Source organism: Zhongshania sp. R06B22, from assembly GCF_040892595.1.
In the GTDB taxonomy this organism is placed as follows: domain Bacteria; phylum Pseudomonadota; class Gammaproteobacteria; order Pseudomonadales; family Spongiibacteraceae; genus Spongiibacter; species Spongiibacter arctica.
Genome location: NZ_JBFRYB010000001.1, coordinates 255,870 through 276,523 on the forward strand (window position 1 = coordinate 255,870; position 20,654 = coordinate 276,523).

The following is a 20,654-nucleotide window of genomic DNA, read 5'->3' on the forward strand; positions in this document are numbered from 1 at the left end:
CTATTAATTAGTCAAAGGGAAGTGCTATACCTGACACAGGTTTTTTTACTAGGCTTGGAGCTTTTGGTTTAGACGCGGGTGTTGCCGTCGGACGAAGTATCATTCCCGGCTCAAAATCACCACCAGTAATTTTTATAGCGTGTGACATTTTTGGCAGCACTTTGCTAACTGAAATAGTCCCGACCAATGTCTCTTCTGAACCTAGTGATTCACCTGTATAGGGATCAAACAAAACTTCGCCCGGCCGAAATACATTATATCTTTGACCTACATTTATCGATCGTCCGCCTGCGTTAATGATTACGCCGGAGGATGAAGCTTTAATTATTCGCTTCGGGTATATTTTCTCAACAATATCTGTAACCGCATTTTTTGCGACACTAGAAATCAGGCCACGACTGTTCTCTGCCGTAGTTGATGCGCGATATTGCTCTGCATACTTAACTTCACCCGTTGCGACGGCAATTACTTTGACGCCAACCACAATATTGCCGGCGGACCATGTTTCGGTTTGTCCTGTTATTTTAATGATCTTGCTCTGAGTTGACCCTGTCGCATTGACAATCTCAGGTATTAACAAAAAGTCTGCGCCGAGCATACGTCCTAGCTTTGCTTTTTCTTCACGGGATGTAGCTTCAGAAGAAATTAAATTTAGTTCAGCGCTAATTTCCGCAAGGTTATCTCTACTTAACACAGCAAATTTCCGTGTTTGTACTAGCTCTTGCTCCATTGCTGTGGTGACCAAGTCGGCAAGGTCTGATCCGGAGTAGCTCCGAAAAACAAAATACTTAGCGCTTTTCGCCTTTGTTTGAAGCAACGCCATACGTTTTCGTGCAGAAGACGCCGGGGTGTCATAGCGATAAACACGAACACGTAATTTTGCTTCGTAGCCAGATTCAATTTTAGTAAGGGAAAGCACGTCATAGCTATGAATATTACCACTGGTTTGGGTACGTGCTGATATTGACGCTGAAAGAGTGACGTCTACTTCTTCACTTACGCCCTCTTTATTACTTACAGCGCCGGTGACATTGCTGCTTGCTGTAACTTGATCGGCTTGCAGTGAAGTTCCGTTCACTTGCGAAACCGCTGCGGCTAATCCTGAGCGTATCGCCTCCTCTTGTGTTCCACCAAAACCGCTGGCCTCTACCTCTACCTGCCGCGTGCCAGTTGGTTGCGCATGTAATGACAAAGGTAATAACAAACACACCGCAAAAGCGCTTAGGCTTAGCGTCAATTTTTTAAGTATACTTTGCATAATATCTACCAATCTTCGCTTATCACCGGTGCAGATTGCGTGTTACCGACTGCCTTACCTTGGCTAGGCGCACTTAGATTCCCACTGGTTGAGTTGCCTTTATCAAATGCTGAGCTGCTCTCTTGCCGAAATTGCTGAGCAGCAGAAAGCATGCTGGGGCTCCATGCATAGGCAGTAAGGTAAAAGCCTACGCCAGATCCGTCATCTGAGTATTTTTTCGCGTATATTTTTGATGCGCCCTTTAAACGCAATGTAGTCTGGGTATTATAGGCTTGCGTCAACTGGCTCATAATCACATTCTTTTGCAATTGACTAACACTCGTATTGCCATCTTCAATATGTTTTTGTACGTAGGCATGTGTATCGTCTTTAGTTGACTGATCCACCTTATGCGCCACTGCCATATTTGAAAACCTTGCTAGTTCTCGAATGGCATTGGTTTCCGATATTTTCCGCTCTGACTGCATTCGACTACTATTCATGACATTTGATGAAGACGGCTCGCTTGCCGGTGCGATTCCGAAACCGACAATAGCCCATTCACCGTTAGACAGCTTAGTCATTCGGGAGCCGACGAGTCCTAATACTGATCCCGTTTGCGCATCAAGCTGAGCGCGCACCCACTTTTGAATTTCTGTTTTAGCGCCGAGATTGGTCGTTGCGCTAGATTGTTGCGCACTTAAAATACCAGCGACTTCTGCAGTTTCAGCAGATAGCCCGATAATAATGCCAAGTTGTCCTTGGTGAATTACCGATTGCACAATTCTAGCGCCAGAAAATGAATCATTCACTGAGCGAGAAACAACATCGGTTATCAGTCGTCGATCTGTTGTGGATGTGCAGTTGATCACGGACTCCAGCTTAGATTTTTCGGCCTTTTCTTGATCAGTACTAGTGAATGAGCGAATTGCGCCTTTAACAACATCCATAAGTGACTCGTCGGCTTTAGCGCTCTCTTGCGCTGTTTTATGCTGCTGCTCACAATCCGCAACTAAGGCCTCTGCTGGCCCACCTGTACTGGTTACGTTGACGCTGGTTTCTGCTGAAATCATTTCTGCACCCAGCTCGCTAGCTAGTTGGGCGTATGCCTGCGCTAGTGCAAACTGGTAGGCAGTGTTAACACTGGTAACGTAGGCCGTCGTGCCCTGAGCACCTGCTATACCCGCAATACCGTATGCCATATGGTATTTTTTACCGCGCGCTAAAAGTTGCGATTCCATTTGAAACTGATAGTCTTCTATGGCGTCAAAGAGAGACGTGTTGTCGTCTATCGTCAATTGCGCAGCTGACGCGGCAGATGCTCCCAGTATTACGCTTAACGCAAAGCCTAAACTTATCTTAGTTACGTTGATCATTAAGAGTTCCTACCAGCTTACTGTGCTTGCGGAGCCACGTTTTATAATTGGCGTTTCGCCTTCCCAAATTGCTAATCCACTGTTTATATCGGTTAGTGTAAGTTGGAAGAAATACTCAACTTGTTGTTTGCCGCGCGACATATTGTGATTCCGCTGAAGAATTTTTCCAGACAAGGATAGATCGGGAGCTTGTAATTGCCCTTTTGCGGCGACTCGACTTTGGTTGAATTCTCCGTTGCCGCGCAATTCGCGTGCAGCCATCGTCATCTGATCCTCGGGGCCGTTCAAGCCTACAGCTGTCGTTACCACAACCTTGCCGGAGTTAAGTAGTTCAATACGTATTTTTTTGACCAGTTGATCGGTATCAATACGCTGCATGGTGTCGTTTATCATTCGACTTATAGCTAGGACATAGCGACCACCGTTAGGGTTTGTTACGGCTCCAGTTGCCAGCATGGATTGGACCGACTCACTGGCGGCCTTTTCAAAGTCGCGATACTCCAGCCCCATTACACTTTCAGCAGTATCATTATTGGTGTCGACAATTTGTACACCACTAGCACATCCGGTCAGTGCGATTGCCAATATGCACGTCGAAATAATTTTGTTCATTTTAAGCCCTCAATTTATTTTTCAATGATTTCAAATCGATAGTCCGCCGCACGAGGTCCTGGAGAAACCTGCACAAGCTCTATAGTTTGGCCGGGCGAAACAACTCGTTCCTGCCATTTCCCAAGCACAGTTTGGATTGGTTGGCCATCAGCCGTATACCAGTTAACGCGAAAGGAAATTCTAAGGTCTGTCATTGCACTTGATTCGGCGCGCAACATAACCTTCATGCCCTTTTTGTCATCGACCCAATCCCGAACGTCTAATACATTGAGATAGCGACCCTCATAGGATATGTGCGCAGCCCAAGATGGCAGTGTGCTTTCCTGTGGCTTTACTAATCCACAAGCTTGCAGTGCAAAGATTACAAAGATCGTAAGAGGAAGCGTAATTATTCTTTTCACCGAATATTCCTTTTATAAGTAAAATAATTCAACTAGAGGTGCAGCGTACGGAGTCGGTTGCTTTATATAAATCAAGGCATTCTGATTTGCTGGCAACATGATTTCTTTATACTCGCCATTTCCATATGGCACTCGTAAAGACACTTCTTGAAGGGCCGGGACTTTTGCCAATGACCATTGCTCTGGCATAGCATGCCAACCGCGCGTGTCTGCGGAAGCACTCGCATTTGCGTAAACCGTTCCGGCGAGGTTTCCTAGTACGCCAAACTTTCGTCCCATTTGATCTTGAAGAACCGCTTTTGTAGCTGCAGAAATCACTGCACGAGATACGGTGGCCGGCCATCGCTTCTTAAATTCCGTTCGCATGACCATATCCATCCTGGCGAATGGTAATAATTCTATAGCTTGATTGTCTATTGCTACACCGTTCACTACCATGCCGCTGGGCCGGTCAATCAACTCGGGCAGCGCTACGGTTACTTGAATAAGTGCATTTGATGTTATCCAAGGTATTGAAAACTTCTTTTCTCCATACACTGGGCTAAGGCCGCTTTCAAAAATAATCCACCGCTGGGGGTGGCCATTCGATAGTCGACCATACTGACGAAGACTCAATAAATCCTCATTGATTATGTCGTTATCGCCGATCATGCCGCTAACTCGTTGCAATAGCGTTTCGGCTTTCTCTATGTCTGCGCCGGGGCCCTGGGCTAAAAATATGGAATTAATATAGGCGACTGCTGGATTTACAAAACTGTCAAACACTTCCCAGTATTCAATATTCGGAAAATTTTGAGAAAGTGCATTTTGTACGCCATCTGAATGTAGGTTCTTCTTGTTGCTACTATTTTCTTCGCTTTTCGCCTGCTCCTTTTCTATCATTTTTTGATAGCGCTCGACGGCTATACGAGCTCGCTCATTAGCACGATTGAATTCAACGCGCGCATTATCAAGCTCTCCAGATGACCAAAATGATAATGCTTTATAGAAATTGGTGAGTATACGTTCAGCCGGCGGAGGCTCGTAAGAACGTACACCATCGTTGACAAACGCGGATCCGATACTTTCAGCTATTTTTTTCCCATAGCCTTCGGTATCCTCATCTTTAAAGAGGGTTTCGATTACGTCGTAATGTTCTATGGCTCGTTCTTTGTTTCCGGTTAATCGCCAACTTTCCGCAGCTTCCAAATGCAATAGAATATTACCACTGGGGGTTACGGTGGCTAACTCTCCTGTTTCTGAATCGAGGAGATTGAGCTCTTGCTCAATCGATTCCGCAAGCAAAGTATAATCTCCAGCTTGATAGCGGAGATCCATACTTTTAACCGAATCTGAGGTTTGATAAGTAGCGCAACCGGTTGCAAAGAGACTGAATGCAACGGTGACAGTGAAGCGGCGTACAATTTTTTGAGTAACTATTAAATACGGTTGAAATCCTTTCACCGATTCTCACTCCATGAGATTTTATTATGCGCAACTTCTTGTCGCGAGCTCTTCCTTGAAGCCGTAAGTTAACCAGCTTTTGTAGATATTTCCACTCTTTTAAAGTAAAAATAAACTAATTTCACTTAGTAATGCCTCTTGCCACCATTTAATAGTACGCCAATCGATAGCGGATACTCACTCTTTAATATCCGTACGCAGTACCTGCAAACCTTTCTCGATGGCTTTTAAATGATCGCGAACACCTGCTTTGCTGCGCGATATTCCCACTGCCAAAATATCTAAGACCGCCATATGCGCTAGGCGCGAAGGCAGTGGCGTGTAGTCGCCCTCGTCAGCATCTACGTCGATGTATATGGCAAGATCTGCGGCGGCTGTTACCGGCGAGCTACTGGGGGCCAGTGCAATAACTGGCGCCCCATTTTGCTTTGCCAATGTTATTGCATCCAGCAAGGCGCGAGTGCGACCAGATTGCGATATCACTATCACCACATCTTGGGGTGTTAACGACATCGCCGACATCGCCTGCACATGTGGGTCGGAATAGGCACTGGCAGATATTTGTAGGCGGAACAGATTGTGTTGGGCATCAGTGGCCACCGCCGCCGAGGCGCCAAAGCCATATAGCTCAACACGGCGCGCATTACTCAGCAGCTCCACAGCCCGCTCGATAGCCGCGACCTCGATGCTGTCGCGCACTTTTTTCAGCGCCTCCATGGTGGAGTCGAACACTTTAAAGGTGTATTGGCGGGCCGAGTCTTCGTCGCCAAAGCTAAATTCTTCGTATTCTGGGCTGTGAGCAATGTGCTGGGCCAGCGCGACTTTAAAGTTCTGAAAGCCGTCGCAACCCACCGCGCGGCAAAAGCGCACTACCGTTGGCTCGCTGACGTGAGCTTCTTGCGCAAGATCCACAATGCGCATGTGAATCACTTCTTTGCGATTTGCCAGAATGTAGTCCGCCACCTTACGTTCAGATCGACGCATTTTTTCATGACAGGATTCAATGGCGCGGATGATATTTCTGGGTCTCAAATTACTGTCCACCGGCTGACTATTATTGGTATCTCGCATTTCATTGTAACGCAGGATGCAGATATTGGGCTTTAGGGGCAATCAAATTAGTACTCAGTTGAGATTAGCGGTGCCAGCGCCGCCTATTCCCAGTAGAATATGGCGCCATGGACGTATCTTATATTCTTGATGATCTCAACGACGCGCAGCGTGACGCAGTCACCGCCGATAGCACCGGCACGCTGGTACTGGCGGGCGCCGGAAGCGGCAAAACTCGGGTATTGGTTCACCGCATAGCGTGGAAGATTAAGGTCGAAGGCCTTTCTACCTACAGCATTCTAGCGGTGACCTTTACCAATAAAGCCGCCCGCGAAATGCGCGGCCGAATTGAAGCTCTAATGGGCGGCAATTTAAACCACGGCATGTGGGTAGGAACATTCCACGGCCTGGCTCATCGCTTGCTCAAAGCCCACGCCAGCGAAGCTGGCTTGCCAGACAACTTTCAAATTCTAGACAGTGACGACCAATTTCGTCAGCTAAAACGTATCCATCGCGAGCTAGAGCTAGATGACAGTCGCTGGCCACCGCGCCAATCCCAGTATTTTATTAACGGCCACAAAGACGAGGGCCGTCGCGCCGCCCATATTGATGATTTTGGTGGCGATCTGTATTTATCCACCATGCTTAAGGTCTATCGCCGCTACGAGGAAGTCTGTCGCCAGCAGGGCGTTATCGACTTCGCCGAGTTACTGCTGCGGGCACTGGAACTGTGGCGCGACAATCCCGCGATTCTCGACCACTACCAACAGCGCTTTAAACATGTTCTCGTGGACGAGTTTCAAGATACCAACGCGGTGCAATACGCGTGGCTGCGCCTGCTGAGTAGCAAGGGCATGGCCATGACCGCCGTGGGTGACGACGACCAGTCTATTTACGGCTGGCGCGGTGCGCGCATCGAGAATATTCAACAGTTCTCTAAAGATATTGCCAATACCCAAATTGTGCGCCTAGAGCAGAATTACCGCTCGACGAATAACATCCTTAAGGCAGCCAATGCGCTGATCGCCAATAACAGTCAGCGCCTAGGCAAAGAGCTCTGGACCGAAGGTGAAGACGGCGACAAGATCGCCTTGTTTGCGGCCTTTAACGAGCAGGATGAAGCGCGCTTTGTTACCGATCGCATTGATGAGCTGCTGCGCGATGACTACCGTCGCAGTGATATTGGCGTGCTTTACCGCAGTAACGCCCAATCTCGGGTACTGGAAGAGTATTTAGTTCGCGCCGGTGTGCCCTATCGCATCTATGGCGGCCAGCGTTTTTATGACCGCTTAGAAATTAAAAATGCCCTCGCCTATTTACGCATTATTGCATTGCGCGACGACGACACCGCGATTGAGCGCGTGATCAATACGCCCACCCGTGGCATTGGCAATCGCACCGTAGAAATACTGCGGGAATATGCGCGCGAACATCAATTATCGCTATGGCGTTCTGCAGTTGCAGTGATGGAAAACGGGCTCCTGACTGCCCGCGCGGGCAATGCCCTGCGAGGGTTTTTGTCACTAATTGAAGAGCTAGCCGGCGAGTGCCAAGATTTGCCATTGGACGAGCAGGTTAGCATTGCCATCGATCGCTCAGGTCTAATCGCCTTTCACGAAAAAGAAAAAGGCGAAAAAGCTCAGGCGAGAGTAGAAAACCTACAAGAACTGATTACCGCCGCCCGCGGCTACAGCGCCGATGACGACGAGACTGAACCTCTGCGTGCCTTCCTTGATCAAGCGGCACTAGATGCCGGCGATCAACAAGCCGACGAACACGAAGACAGCGTGCAATTAATGACCCTGCATTCGGCCAAGGGCCTCGAGTTCCCTGCGGTATTTATTGTCGGTGTAGAAGAGAATCTCTTCCCCCATAAAATGTCGATGGATGACCCCGAGCGGCTGGAAGAGGAGCGGCGCCTAGCCTACGTTGGTATCACCCGCGCTGAGCGCAAATTGTACTTAAGCTACGCAGAGTCACGCCGCCTGCACGGTCAAGAAAGCTTTAATAGTCTGTCGCGCTTTGTACGCGAAATCCCCAATGAACTCATTGATGAAGTACGCATTAATAATACCGTTACCCGACCCAGTAGCTATGCGCAAAGCACAACCAGCTCACAGCAAGCCGCCGCGAGCTCCATCGGCTTCGGTTTAGGACAGCGGGTATTACACAGTATTTTTGGTGCCGGCGTAGTTATTAGTTTTGAAGGTCAAGGTGCCAGCGCAAGGGTACAGGTTAATTTTGAGGACGAAGGCAGTAAGTGGTTAGTGCTGCAGTACGCCAATTTACAGGCTTTGTAAGACAGGAAAAATAATAATGAATCAGGCGACGAAAGCCAATTACTCACCGCTTGTTATCTTGGCGCTGATCGCCGCATTGATTGCCATGAGTTGGCTATATGTGGGTGAGCGCAGCAAAGATCACAGCGTCCAACAACAGGAACGCAGCGCAGCCGGCCAGCAAGTTTTTCATTGGAAATTAGTCACCACCTGGCCAAAGGGGTTTCCCGGACTCGGCACCGCGCCTGAAAAATTTGCGGCGATGGTCAATAAAATGAGCCGAGGTCGTCTACAAATAAAAGTCTATGGCGCCGGCGAGCTCGTCCCCGCTCTAGGTGTTTTTGATGCGGTGTCTACCGGCAGTGCCGAAGCGGGTCACGGCGCCGCGTATTACTGGAAAGGTAAATTACCCTCATCAATCTTTTTTACCGCTGTCCCTTTTGGCATGACCGCGCAGGAGATGAACGGCTGGCTATACCACGGCGGCGGCTTGGAGTTATGGCGTGAAGCCTATGCTCCCTTCAATTTAATACCCATGGCCGGCGGCAATACCGGCGTCCAAATGGCTGGCTGGTTTAACAAGGAAATTAATTCAATAGCTGACGTAAAAGGCCTAAAGATGCGCATACCCGGCTCCGGTGGCGAAGTCTGGAATCGCCTCGGTGGCACCTCGGTTACACTGCCCGGCGGCGAGCTTTATACGTCATTGCAAACCGGTGTCATCGATGCCACTGAATGGGTTGCGCCCTATAACGATCTCGCCTTTGGCTTTCATGAAGTAGCAAAATATTATTACTATCCAGGCTGGCATGAACCCGGCTCTACTCTGGAACTCATTATTAATAAGCAAGCCTTTGAAGCACTGCCAGAAGACTTGAAAGCCATGGTGGAAACAGCTGCGCGCTATGCCAATGCTGACATGCTAGATGAATACACTGCACGCAATAATGCCGCTTTACACCAACTGGTTGATACTCATGGTGTGCAGCTACGCAAGCTACCCGACGATGTTATTCGCGGGCTTCACAAAGCCTCTGACGAATATTTAGAAGAGCTGGGAAATAGCGACCCCATGACCCACAAAGTGTATACCAGCTGGAAAAGCTTTATGGAGGCCGCCAAGGAATACCATCATATTTCTGAACAGGCCTACATTAATGCGCGGGACCTATAGGCAGTAATAAAGTAGCTTACGCGATTTTTAAATAATCCTTACTCACCTGCCACAAACGCTCGGCGCTGTCGTCATCCTTTGCCCTGGCCTTGACGGGCTTTACTTTGCTATCTGAAAAATATTCGCCACTCACAGTATCTAGGCTTGGCGAGGTGGCAACAAAAATAGAGGTTGCCGCGCCCTGCATAGGCGTGCGGAAAAATGGCTTCAATATTAAGCCAATAATTTTCCCAATCATCGCGTGATCTTGATGCCCCAACCCGGTATTCACCGGCCCCGGGTGCACACAATTAACAGTGACTCCAGTGCCGTCTAGTTGCTTGGCAAGATGACGCGTCCACAATATATTGCACAGCTTTGAATGACCGTAGACCTTAAACGTTTTATACGGTGTATTCACAAATTCTAAGTCGTCGAATTGCACACCTTTAACAAAGAGGTAGGCCGCCGACGCCACACTCACGATGCGCGCAGGTGCGCTCTGCACTATGCGCTCGCGCAATAACTCGGTAAGCAAAACATAGGCTAAATGATTAACTGCAAAGGTTTCTTCAATACCATCACTACTGAGCTTGCGATGAGTATTCACCACCCCCGCATTGTTCATCAATAAATGTAGCGGCTTGCCGGTATCTAAAAATTGCTGAGCGACTCGGCGAATATCCGCCAGACAGCCTAAGTCCGCAAGTAAAAGAGTCACGACGCAGCCAGGATATCGGCTGCTGATTTCAGATAATAGGGCTTCACCCTTTTGAGCATTGCGGCACACCACAAACAATTCGGCACCTTGGGCAGCCAAGGCCAAAGCAGTTGCTTGGCCAATTCCGCTGGTTGCGCCAGTGATTAAACAGACTTTATTGAGCATCGACATTATTATTCTCCCTTATTGTCGCGAGCTCGCAGTCTGCGTCTTTTTAAGGTGCTTTTATATCGTCTTTCTGCAGCAGGCGGTAGGTTAATCTACTATGCGAGTACGACCGTTGCCATCAATCGCAACAAAGACAAACTCGCCTTCGGTTACTTTCGCTGGCTCGTCCTGATGAACGCTAGTAATCCATACTTCAACACGAACACGAATAGAACTGCGGCCAACATCAAGAATTTCGGTATAGCAGGTAACAACGGCACCAACCCGCACCGGCGTCATAAACGCCATCGCATCTACGGCAACCGTTGCGACTCGACCGCCGGCGCGACGCGATGCAGTAATACTGCCCGCGAGGTCCATTTGCGACATTAACCAGCCACCAAAGATATCGCCGCTGGGATTAGTATCCGCCGGCATGGCCACTGTTTGTAGGGCTAATTGCCCTGTGGGTTTGGGCGTGTCGTCAATGTCACGCATAATAAGTAATCTCTTCAAGGAATTAGTAAAACACGCATAGTTAACGTGTGCTTAGGTGTATTGTCAATATTTCAGCGTCATTACTGACCGCGCACAAAAGCCGGCAACCACGTTGCTAACGAAGGCCAAAACGCCAACAAAGCTAACATAAGTAATTGCAGCCCGATATACGGTATAACCCCTCTATAGATATCTGCGGTAGTGACCGATGGCGGTGCCACGCCGCGCAAATAAAACAAGGCGAAACCAAATGGCGGCGTCAAAAATGACGTTTGCAAATTCAGTGCAATCATAATTCCCAGCCAGATAGGATCTACACCCATAGCCAGTAGGATTGGCCCAACAATGGGCACCACTACAAAGGTAATTTCAATAAAATCGAGAATAAAGCCCAGAAAAAATATAACTAGCATTACGATGAATGTGGCAGTGATCACCCCGCCAGGAAGCTGCGCAAAGAAATGTTCGATTAGGGCGTCTCCGCCAAAACCACGGAACACCAAAGAAAACACCGCAGCGCCAATTAAAATCATAAAGACCATGCAGGTCACTTTCAGGGTTTCTCGCGAGACCTCGCCCATGAGCGCCAAGTTCAACTTACCTTTTGCAACAGCCATCAAAGTGGCGCCCAGTGCGCCCACCCCGGCGGCCTCGGTTGGCGTGGCCGCGCCCACCAATATAGAACCCAGCACAGTAAAAATTAAAACAATGGGGGGAAGAAGGCCTTTAAGTAAGGCGCTTAATGGCGGTGGCTCAATATCTGTGGCTGCCGGCGCTCGCTCTGGCTGACGCATGGCGACAAAGCCCATATACAACAAATAGAGCACAACCAATATTAAACCTGGCACCAGCGCGCCAATAAATAAATCACCTACCGAAAGCGTTTTAGGACTAAACACTCCTAGGTCAAGCTGCGCCTGCTGATATGCACTAGACAAGGTGTCCCCCAGTAGAACGAGGGCAATAGACGGTGGAATAATTTGTCCCAAGGTACCGGTCGCACAAATAGTGCCGGTCGCTAAGCTCGGGTCATAACCACGCTTCAACATAGTGGGTAGCGACATTAAGCCCATGGTGACAACAGTTGCCCCGACAATTCCGGTACTGGCAGCCAGCAACATTCCCACCAGAATTACCGAGAACCCTAAGCCACCACGACGGCGACCAAATAAGGCCGCCATATTGCTAAGTAACTCTTCTGCCAGACGGCTCTTTTCCAGCAATACCCCCATTAAGACGAAGAGGGGAACGGCGATCAGGGTGACGTTAGTAATGGTGCCGTATAGTCGCGCCGACAGGGCCTCCAGAAATGACGCATCAAAATGACCAATACTAATGCCAATGCCGGCAAAAAGCATGGCGGTGCCAGCCAGACTGAATGCCACCGGATAGCCAAGCATGATAACCAAGCAGATGACGACAAACATGAGCAGAGGTAGAAACTCAATCAGCATGGGCGTCGAGCTCCGGACTGATCAAGATCATGGCATTGCGCAGCAACTCGGCGATACCTTGTAGACCAAGATTAATTGCCATCAGTGGCAATAATGATTTTAAGAGATAGACAAAGGGCAAGCCGCCCGGCTCCACCGAGGTTTCTCGTATCGCCCAGGCATTATCGGCAAAATCCCAACTGGTAATTAAGATTAAGCCACAAAGCGGCAGCAAGAAAACGATACTGCCTATACTGTCTACCCAAGCCTTGGTACGAGCTGAGAAACGATGATAAAAAATATCCACCCGCACATGACCGCCATGCTTTAATGTGTAGGCCGCGCCGAGCATAAAGACAGTGCCGTGGAAGTAAGTGACCGACTCTTGCAAGGCCGTCATTCCCTGACCAAAGCCATAGCGCATGATAACCACGGCAGCAGTGCCGAGCATCATTAAGGGAATTAACCACGCGAGTAGGCGTCCAAGTCGCTCGGTCACACTATCTATTAAACAAACACACTGCTTCACTATTTTGGTATCCCTAAATTAGCTGCACATTATAGCTATTCTGTGGGCTCAGATGCCAAGGAGACACCATGCGTTCTATTATTATTCTTACTATGCTCGGTTTTACCGCTACATTACACGCTGGCGGCGCAGTGGCAGACATTGTCGCTCGCTATGCCATGGGTAAAGAAACTCTCGTTCTTAGTTACCGCGACGATCAACATATTCGCGTAGATCGCGGTCAGCTTGGCTACTCCATCATCAATGGCGACCAAGCTATTGCCGTGCTGCAGCAAGGTGGCGCCCGAGTCGTCATGAGCGTGGATCAAATAGGTGACATCATCAACGGCTCGCAACAAGGGCAAGCCGCGCATATACCTGATTCTACGGCGGTGAGCCTAAGACCCACAGGTCAATTCAGTGATGTAGCCGGTATAAAAGGTAGAGTTTACACTGCCAGCGACGGTCGCGCTGAATTCCTTGCCGTCCTCACCGACCACAAAGATGTAGCGAAAGCCAGCGACGGTCTACGCCACTTTTTTCGCCGCTTTGCCAGCTCAATGAAAAACGAGCGCGGCAATAAGCTTCTGGCCTTGGAAGACGCATTTAAAGGCCAAGCAGACTCTGGCGTTTTACAAATCGAAGGCGGCTTTAAATTACTCAGCATTGGACACAAAACACAGTCCCAGGACTTTTATACCCCGCCCCCGATTGGCATCCAATTTCCAGGCCAGTAAATACCCACACTATAAAGCCCGCCGTGCGGTGGGCAGATAAAATCGGTATCATTGTCCACCAACACATCGAATCGCTAAGTAGCACACGAATACCTATGACAGACAACGCGCCCTTTGCCGATCAGGAAACACTGCTGGAGTTATACGCCGGCACCCATCCAGTAAATAATCAGCCTATTTTTGAGAAGGTACTTGCCACGCCACTCCAGAATAGTGGCGATTTTCGTTTACTGAAGTCGCCACTGTTCGTGCGCGGTTTAGCGGCATTAGACAGTATCAATCTCAATGCAGATTCGCGCGGCCGCTTTATCGTAGTTGAGCGCGGCGGCAGTCTATCAATTCGGGTTTTTTTGCGTGAACCCAATGAAGCCTTGGAAATGCAGCTCACCGCAGAAATTGAAAAATTAGCCGGCTGCCTAGACATAAAAACTGAACGCGCCTTGGTCTACAGCATCCATTTCGGCGTAGGATTTAGCAGCATTGAACAACTTATGGGTAAATGGATTAACGGTGAAGCGGCGAGTTGGAACTACGGCAATGTCTACGATCCCGACAGCGGCGAAGCTCTGAATTGGTGGCAAGATTTACTAAAAGCCTAAGCCACGCTCTCTGCGTTTAGCTGCAAGCAAACAAGATTGTGAACAGGCCTAATAGGAAAGCCCTATGTTACTCGTAATATCTCCGGCAAAAACTTTAGACTTTGAGAATGCCTCACACACCGAGCTATTCACTCAGAACGATTTTTTAGAGCGCTCAGAGACGCTGATCTCACAATTGCAAAAGCTCAACCCCGACGATATTTCGGCACTGATGAAGATCAGCCCTAAGCTTGGCGACTTAAATCACCGTCGGTTTATGAATTGGTCGCGGCCATTTACGCCAGATAATGCCAAGGCAGCTGTACTGGCATTTCGTGGTGACGTTTACACTGGCTTAAATGCAGACAGCTTTGCCCGCGATGATTTCGACTTTGCGCAACAGCATTTGCGCATTCTTTCCGGTCTCTATGGCTTGCTGAGACCCCTAGATTTAATACAGCCCTACAGGCTGGAAATGGGCACTCGCTTTGAAAATAAAAATGGTAAGAATTTATACGAATTTTGGGATACCGAGATAACTCAGGCGCTGAACAAGCAACTGACGGAAATCGATTCGCAGATTTTAGTGAACCTCGCGTCAAACGAGTACTTTAGCGCCGTTAAACCAAAAGCGCTAAAAGCAGACATCATCACCCCAGTATTCAAAGACTATAAAAACGACAAGTATAAAATTATTAGTTTCTATGCGAAGAGAGCCCGGGGCCTGATGGCTGCCTATATTATTAAAAAGCGTATCTCGGATGTCGAACAGTTAAAGGCTTTTGATAGCGAGGGCTATTACTTCAGTTCAGAGCAGTCTACCGCAAGAGAATGGGTGTTTTTGAGAGATGCGGCCGTCTAAGCCGGCGAGGTCTAGGCACTTAAACCATCGCCAAAATTTGCTGCCACTCGTCCTTGCTCACCGCCATTATAGATAGGCGGTTGCCCTTCCTAAGCAAAGCCATGCTGCCCAAGGCCGGCGCCGCTTTTAATTCGGCTAATGGCAATAAGCGCTTAAATTTGCGTTCAAATTTTACATCCACCATAAACCAGCGGGGATTGTCTGCACTCGCCTTAGGATCGTAGTAACGCGACTCAGGATTTTGCGCACTGGCGTCGGGGTAGGCCTCTTTAACCACCTTGGCAATGCCGGCAATACCAGGTACCGGACAAGACGAGTGATAAAAAAAGACCTTATCACCACACTTCATCTGGTCACGCATCATATTCCTCGCCTGGTAATTACGAACACCATCCCAGTGCTCAGTGCTATTAGGGCGACTGCGCAAATCCTCCAAACTGAAGGTATCTGGCTCGGATTTCATCAACCAATAGGCCATTGTTGCACTCCCCTCATAAACGCTAAACTGACTTCCCTATACGGACTATTCGCCATCGACCCGGTGGTGCGCAATTTTGGCGACCCTACTATGATCGATGCTAAGCCCTTCTCACAGGCATGCGAAAACAATAAACAAGCGATATTAAATCATTTAAAACCGGCGTTACAAGAATGCCGTAATGTCTTAGAAATCGGCAGTGGGACGGGCCAGCATGGCGTGTATTTTGGCGCTAATATGCCCCAATTAATTTGGCAATGCAGTGACCGCAGTGAAAATATAGCAGGTATACGCAGCTGGCTCAGCAATACCACGCTGCCAGCTCCGCTGACATTAGACGTTCACGATGCCGCGTGGCCGACTCAACAATACGACGCCATTTTCTCCGCCAATACCCTCCATATTATGGCCTGGACGGAGGTGGAGTTATTCTTTAGCAAAGTGAATACACATCTAACGCCCACAGGGCTGCTATGTATTTATGGCCCCTTTAAGTATCAAGGAAAATTCACTTCTGCCAGCAATGCTGACTTTGATCTGTGGTTAAAACACAACAGCAGTGCGAGTGGGATACGCGACTTTGAAAGGATCGATTCCCTCGCTCGCCAGGCTGGATTAAGCTTGCTGGCAGATCATGATATGCCAGCAAATAACCAGCTACTTATCTGGAAGCGCAAAGCTTGGTAAGCAAGCCATTAAATTCCAAATCTGATATTGGAAAAAATACAGGCATAAAAAAACCCGGCCTAGACCGGGTTTTTTCTAAGACGGTGCTAACTGCGTATTCGCAACTTAGTAATCCATCTCGTCCTCAGACATTTCATATGGCTGATACTCTTCTTCCGAAGCAGGCTCATCCATCATCATCTCTTCAGCTGCCGCGTCTTCAACCATTGGCTCGTCCATCATAGCCGCTTCTTCGACCATTGGCTCGTCCATCATGGTGTCTTCAAGCATAGGCTCTTCGTACACCATTGGCTCAGCAACCATCGCCGCATCGCTACCCAATACCTTAAGCTCAACACGGCGGTTTTCTGCACGGCCGTCTTTGGTATCGTTGCTAGCAATAGGCTGCTCTTCGCCGTAGCCAGTGGCCGTCAGACGATTACTGCCAACACCACTGCCAACTAAGTAGTTTTTCACTGACTTAGCACGGTTTTGCGAAAGGTTCATATTGTAGCTAGCGCTGCCCGTGCTGTCGGTATGACCTTGCAGCTCAACATTGAAGCCAGGTGAGCTGTTTAAGGTTGCCGCAACATCGTTCAAGATAGTTTCTGCGTTCATGGTCAGCTTAGCGCTATTCAGCTCAAAGTTAACACCGCGCAAAATTACAGCCTGATCCTGTGCACAGCCATTAGACATTACCGCTTCACCAGCCGGGGTGTCAGGGCATGCATCGTCTGCGTCTACAACGCCGTCGCCATCACCATCTAAGGGACAACCAACCGCATTTACTTCTGCGCCTGCAGGAGTGTTCGGGCACTGATCAAGATAATCAGCAACGCCGTCGTTATCACCATCAAGTGGGCAGCCTACGCTGTCAACTTGAACGCCAAGAGGCGTGCCTGGGCACTGGTCCATTTCGTCAGAAACGCCGTCGCCATCAGCATCTTTTACGCCGTATTGCGCGTCGAAGAAGTTATAACGCAAACCAAGCAAAACACTTTGTGCGCTGTATTCAATCTCAGTTTCAACGGCGCCTGATGTATAACTGGCGTCCTCTGACATGCTGTAACGGTAACCGGCATCAAGCGCCAAGCGCGGAGTCAAGTAGAAAGTAACACCGGCACCTAACTGCCCAATAAGGACGTCATCATCAGCGTCACCAAAATCTAGGTTAGCTTGACCCAAACCAAAACCGACGTAAGGGCGCAGACGCTCACCGGCAGAGAAGTCGTACCATAAGTTACCCATCATCGAGGTCACTTCCAGCGAACCATTGCTAGAAGAAGAGACACCGGCGCCACTTACGCTGTCGATATCATTTTCGCCCTGACGATATTCAAATTCTACGCGGTATGGGCTTTCAAACTTATAACCAAAGGTTGCGCCGTAGCTAAAATCTTTATCGTAACTAGCTTCGATATTGGCACTACCGCCTGCGCCGCCGCCCAACAAACCGTTAAGCAGATCACCGATAACCGGAATCCCACCCAAAACTGGAATGCCGCCAGCAGCAGTCGTTGATACTGTGCCGTCTGCGTCAAAAACTTCATTATAAAAAGCATTACCACCAACGTAGTAACCTTTTTCCTTTTCGGCTTCAGCCATAGCCGCACCCGCTGCTGATGCCAAAATCACACCGGCAGCAAGAGCAGTCTTCCATTGCTTGCTCATAAACATCCCCTGAATCATTTAAGTTATTTCTTATAAAGCGCAAATTACCACGTCAACTCGAACCTTAAAACACACTTTAAGGCATTGCGCACAATAATTGCGTAATTTTTTATTCAAACTGCGTACAGCTTAACATTTGAAAGCCGCGAAATGCTAACCGCTCTAGGGTAAGTAGTAAAGCGGTGCTTGATGGTAGTAGTGACGAAATGCCTGCGCAGATAAGCGCCAATGGCAGGCTATTTTGAGGACCCCGCTCGAATCACGCGCAGGGCAACTCGACGATTAAGCGCGCGACCGTGTTCAGTATTATTATCTGCAATTGGCATTGCCGCGCCGTAGGCTTGGATTTCGATACGTGCCGAGGGAACACCCAGCTCTAACAACACCGCCATCACCGCATTCGCCCTATGCCGCGACAATCGATAATTGAAATTCGCTGAACCGCTGCTATCACTATGCCCCTGCAGGGCTATGCGGTATTGGGGAGAAAGTCTCAATACCTCTGCAACACGAGACAAGCGCTCACGCGCTTCAGCTGATATCTCGATGCCACCATAGTCAAACCGCACGCTTTCTAAGCTGACCGCTTGCCGGGCAGAGCATCCATTGTGCATTACGCGCTCGCCAGCCCTCGTACGAGGACATTGATCCTCGCCATTCTTAACCCCGTCGTTATCACTATCTAAGCAGCCAAATTGATCTACGGCGTTGTCGAGTGGGGTTGCCGGGCAGCGATCGACGGTATCGATGATACCGTCGCTATCACTGTCTGCGCAGCCGTAGCGATCAACACCTAAATCGCTATTTGTCGCCGGACATCTATCCTCGGTGTCGGCAACGCCGTCTCCATCGCTATCCATTGGCGACACTGGAGCAACGGCACACCCCGACAAAAACATTGCTAATAGGAAGAACGCCAACACGCTTGTAAAAGATACTTTCAATATTGTCTTTCCCAACACGCCATTCGTTTACTTGCTAAGTCGAGTGTAACCAAGCCAAGTCGGGACACCAATAGCGCAGAATACCTACGTTTGCGCTACCATACGCACCCCATGTCATTCTAAGGCCCCCCACCATGATTCCCGAACTCCTCTCACCCGCCGGCAGTCTCCGCAATATGTACTATGCCTTCGCCTACGGCGCAGATGCAGTCTACGCCGGTCAACCACGCTATAGCTTGCGGGTGCGGAATAACGAATTCAAAGACGTGGAAACGCTGGGCAAAGGTATAGAAGAAGCGCATCGCCAGAACAAGAAATTCTATCTAGCCTCTAATATTTCACCACATAACGACAAAATCCGCAGCTATCTACGCGACCTCGCTCCGGTAATAGAAATGCGGCCCGACGCCTTAATCATGGCGGACCCCGGATTGATGATGCTGGTGCGAGAAAAGTGGCCTGATATGCCGATTCATTTATCAGTGCAGGCCAATGCCGTTAACTGGGCGGCCGTTAAATTTTGGCACCAAAACGGCATAGAGCGAGTGATTCTTTCTCGCGAGCTGGCGCTGGATGAAATTGAAGAAATTCGCCAGCGTGTACCGGAGATGGAGATTGAAGTCTTTGTACACGGCGCGCTATGCATCGCCTATTCTGGTCGCTGTCTATTATCTGGTTATATGAATCACCGCGATCCCAACCAAGGCGCCTGTACCAATGCCTGCCGCTGGAAATACCAAGCACATGACGCCAAAGAGGACGAAACCGGCGATTTGGTGCCGGTGCAAACCTATATCCCTGAGCCCCAACCCGTGACTGAACCCGTGCTGCTACAACAAGCCCAACGGCCCGGCGAATTTATGCCTGCTTACGAAGATGAGCACGGCACCTATATTATGAATTCTAAAGACCTGCGCGCGGTACAACACGTCGAGCGCCTAGCCGCGATGGGTGTGCACTCCTTGAAAATCGAGGGCCGCACAAAATCTCATTACTACGTTGCGCGCACTGCCCAAGTATATCGACGTGCCATTGATGACGCGGCACATGGCAAACCCTTCGACATGCATCTGATGGACGAGCTAGATACCCTTGCCAACCGCGGCTACACCGAAGGTTTTTACCGACGCCATCCACCCAAGGACTACCAAAATTACGAAATGGGTTTAAACAATGCGCAACAGCAGCAGTTTGTTGGCGAAATTGTCGATGCGCGGGATTCAGTGATTACCGTCGATGTCAAAAACCGCTTTGAAACTGGCGACACCTTGGAGTTAATGATGCCCGGCGGCAACAGCCGTTTCACCCTAAAAACCCTCAGTGACAAGCACGGCAAGGCGATTAGCGCCGCACCCGGATCGGGTCATCGGGTCAAGATCCCGCTGGATCAACCCCTGCCCGAATCTGCGCTAAAATACGGCTTGTTAGTCAAAGATATTCACGGGTAATTGGCAAAGATATAAGGGGGTTCATTATGGAAAGACGAAAATTACGTGTACTGCGCGGACTCGTCAATGTCAGTTTAATTAGCTTGGTATTCGGCGCAATATTGAATTTACTTGCCGGCATATTAGGTAGCTATTATGTGCTGATCATCGGTTTTTTAGTGGTGCTAATCACCTTCTACTGCTATCGCCGAGCCGACAGTGAAGCCGCATCTAGCATGGCCTATTACCTCTGGCGCTACCTGCCAACCTTAATTTTTATCACCATGCCAATAGTGGCGTATTGGTATAGCAGCGGCACCCAGTGGACATTGGAAGACATTATTCACGCCGTTCAAATAGGCTGCAGCTTCCTACTACCCATTATCTGTTTGCTCTACGTTGAGCGCGTCTTAAAAAACGCCCAGCAGTAAAC

General features: G+C 49.1%; 21 protein-coding genes. 8 read left to right on the forward strand and 13 right to left on the reverse strand.

All coding sequences use genetic code 11. The annotated features are described in order from the left end of the window. Positions 1-7: 7 nt before the first annotated feature. The 6 genes from AB4875_RS01090 to AB4875_RS01115 all read right to left on the reverse strand — a co-directional run bounded on the left by AB4875_RS01090 (position 8) and on the right by AB4875_RS01115 (position 6,140). On the reverse strand, positions 8-1,258 hold the full coding sequence (locus tag AB4875_RS01090; protein ID WP_368374183.1) for a CsgG/HfaB family protein: 1,251 nt from the start codon (positions 1,256-1,258) through the stop codon (positions 8-10). Positions 1,259-1,263: 5 nt separating this feature from the next. Next, entirely contained in the window at positions 1,264-2,613 is a 1,350-nt protein-coding gene (locus tag AB4875_RS01095) for a hypothetical protein (RefSeq protein ID WP_368374184.1), read from the reverse strand. Positions 2,614-2,622: 9 nt separating this feature from the next. After that, positions 2,623-3,225, reverse strand: a complete 603-nt coding sequence (lpoB, locus tag AB4875_RS01100) for a penicillin-binding protein activator LpoB (protein ID WP_368374185.1) — start codon at positions 3,223-3,225, stop codon at positions 2,623-2,625. A 14-nt stretch (positions 3,226-3,239) separates the two neighbouring features. Next, complete coding sequence (locus AB4875_RS01105) at positions 3,240-3,626, reverse strand: DUF1425 domain-containing protein (RefSeq protein WP_368374186.1); 387 nt, start codon at positions 3,624-3,626, stop codon at positions 3,240-3,242. A gap of 12 nt (positions 3,627-3,638) precedes the next feature. Continuing rightward, a complete protein-coding gene (locus AB4875_RS01110; RefSeq protein WP_368374187.1) occupies positions 3,639-5,069 on the reverse strand; it encodes a COG3014 family protein in 1,431 nt (476 codons plus the stop codon). 177 nt (positions 5,070-5,246) lie between these two features. Next, positions 5,247-6,140 (reverse strand): MurR/RpiR family transcriptional regulator, encoded by an 894-nt coding sequence (locus AB4875_RS01115; protein WP_368374188.1) that lies wholly within the window; start codon positions 6,138-6,140, stop codon positions 5,247-5,249. 107 nt (positions 6,141-6,247) lie between these two features. Here AB4875_RS01115 and uvrD point away from each other — a divergent pair, with 107 nt between their 5' ends. Both uvrD and AB4875_RS01125 read left to right on the forward strand, forming a co-directional pair. Next, on the forward strand, positions 6,248-8,419 hold the full coding sequence (gene uvrD / locus AB4875_RS01120) for a DNA helicase II (RefSeq protein ID WP_368374189.1): 2,172 nt from the start codon (positions 6,248-6,250) through the stop codon (positions 8,417-8,419). A 16-nt stretch (positions 8,420-8,435) separates the two neighbouring features. Further along, the gene (locus AB4875_RS01125; RefSeq protein WP_368374190.1) at positions 8,436-9,572 is read left to right on the forward strand and encodes a TRAP transporter substrate-binding protein; all 1,137 of its coding nucleotides are present in this window, start codon (positions 8,436-8,438) and stop codon (positions 9,570-9,572) included. Positions 9,573-9,588: 16 nt separating this feature from the next. Here AB4875_RS01125 and AB4875_RS01130 read toward each other — a convergent pair whose 3' ends face one another. The 4 genes from AB4875_RS01130 to AB4875_RS01145 all read right to left on the reverse strand — a co-directional run bounded on the left by AB4875_RS01130 (position 9,589) and on the right by AB4875_RS01145 (position 12,879). Beyond that, entirely contained in the window at positions 9,589-10,443 is an 855-nt protein-coding gene (locus AB4875_RS01130) for an SDR family oxidoreductase (RefSeq protein WP_368374191.1), read from the reverse strand. An 84-nt stretch (positions 10,444-10,527) separates the two neighbouring features. Next, positions 10,528-10,917 carry an acyl-CoA thioesterase gene (locus AB4875_RS01135; RefSeq protein ID WP_368374192.1) on the reverse strand — a complete coding sequence of 130 codons (390 nt, stop codon included), beginning with the start codon at positions 10,915-10,917 and terminating at the stop codon, positions 10,528-10,530. Positions 10,918-10,997: 80 nt separating this feature from the next. After that, the gene (locus AB4875_RS01140; RefSeq protein ID WP_368374193.1) at positions 10,998-12,371 is read right to left on the reverse strand and encodes a TRAP transporter large permease; all 1,374 of its coding nucleotides are present in this window, start codon (positions 12,369-12,371) and stop codon (positions 10,998-11,000) included. Further along, complete coding sequence (locus AB4875_RS01145) at positions 12,361-12,879, reverse strand: TRAP transporter small permease subunit (protein ID WP_368374194.1); 519 nt, start codon at positions 12,877-12,879, stop codon at positions 12,361-12,363. The genes AB4875_RS01140 and AB4875_RS01145 overlap by 11 nt, the downstream gene beginning before the upstream one ends. 68 nt (positions 12,880-12,947) lie before the next feature. On the opposite strand from AB4875_RS01145, the gene AB4875_RS01150 reads away from it, so the two are divergent. From AB4875_RS01150 to yaaA, 3 genes are all read left to right on the forward strand, one after another. After that, entirely contained in the window at positions 12,948-13,595 is a 648-nt protein-coding gene (locus AB4875_RS01150) for a hypothetical protein (RefSeq protein WP_368374195.1), read from the forward strand. A gap of 95 nt (positions 13,596-13,690) precedes the next feature. After that, on the forward strand, positions 13,691-14,194 hold the full coding sequence (locus AB4875_RS01155; protein ID WP_368374196.1) for a DUF4265 domain-containing protein: 504 nt from the start codon (positions 13,691-13,693) through the stop codon (positions 14,192-14,194). Between the two features lie 64 nt (positions 14,195-14,258). Next, positions 14,259-15,035 (forward strand): peroxide stress protein YaaA, encoded by a 777-nt coding sequence (yaaA, locus tag AB4875_RS01160; RefSeq protein ID WP_368374197.1) that lies wholly within the window; start codon positions 14,259-14,261, stop codon positions 15,033-15,035. Between the two features lie 19 nt (positions 15,036-15,054). Here the strand turns inward: yaaA and AB4875_RS01165 are convergent, their stop codons facing one another. Continuing rightward, positions 15,055-15,513: an EVE domain-containing protein gene (locus AB4875_RS01165; protein ID WP_368374198.1), complete on the reverse strand. Its 459-nt coding sequence runs from the start codon at positions 15,511-15,513 to the stop codon at positions 15,055-15,057. A gap of 90 nt (positions 15,514-15,603) precedes the next feature. Here AB4875_RS01165 and AB4875_RS01170 point away from each other — a divergent pair, with 90 nt between their 5' ends. Then, positions 15,604-16,200, forward strand: a complete 597-nt coding sequence (locus AB4875_RS01170; RefSeq protein ID WP_368374199.1) for a DUF938 domain-containing protein — start codon at positions 15,604-15,606, stop codon at positions 16,198-16,200. A gap of 105 nt (positions 16,201-16,305) precedes the next feature. Here the strand turns inward: AB4875_RS01170 and AB4875_RS01175 are convergent, their stop codons facing one another. Beyond that, positions 16,306-17,850 carry an OmpA family protein gene (locus AB4875_RS01175; protein ID WP_368374200.1) on the reverse strand — a complete coding sequence of 515 codons (1,545 nt, stop codon included), beginning with the start codon at positions 17,848-17,850 and terminating at the stop codon, positions 16,306-16,308. 236 nt (positions 17,851-18,086) lie between these two features. Then, complete coding sequence (locus tag AB4875_RS01180) at positions 18,087-18,794, reverse strand: OmpA family protein (RefSeq protein ID WP_368374201.1); 708 nt, start codon at positions 18,792-18,794, stop codon at positions 18,087-18,089. Between the two features lie 134 nt (positions 18,795-18,928). Between AB4875_RS01180 and trhP the strand changes: the two genes are divergently transcribed. After that, a complete protein-coding gene (gene trhP / locus AB4875_RS01185) occupies positions 18,929-20,242 on the forward strand; it encodes a prephenate-dependent tRNA uridine(34) hydroxylase TrhP (protein ID WP_368374202.1) in 1,314 nt (437 codons plus the stop codon). Positions 20,243-20,268: 26 nt separating this feature from the next. Continuing rightward, on the forward strand, positions 20,269-20,652 hold the full coding sequence (locus AB4875_RS01190) for a hypothetical protein (protein WP_368374203.1): 384 nt from the start codon (positions 20,269-20,271) through the stop codon (positions 20,650-20,652). The last annotated feature ends 2 nt before the right edge of the window (positions 20,653-20,654 follow it).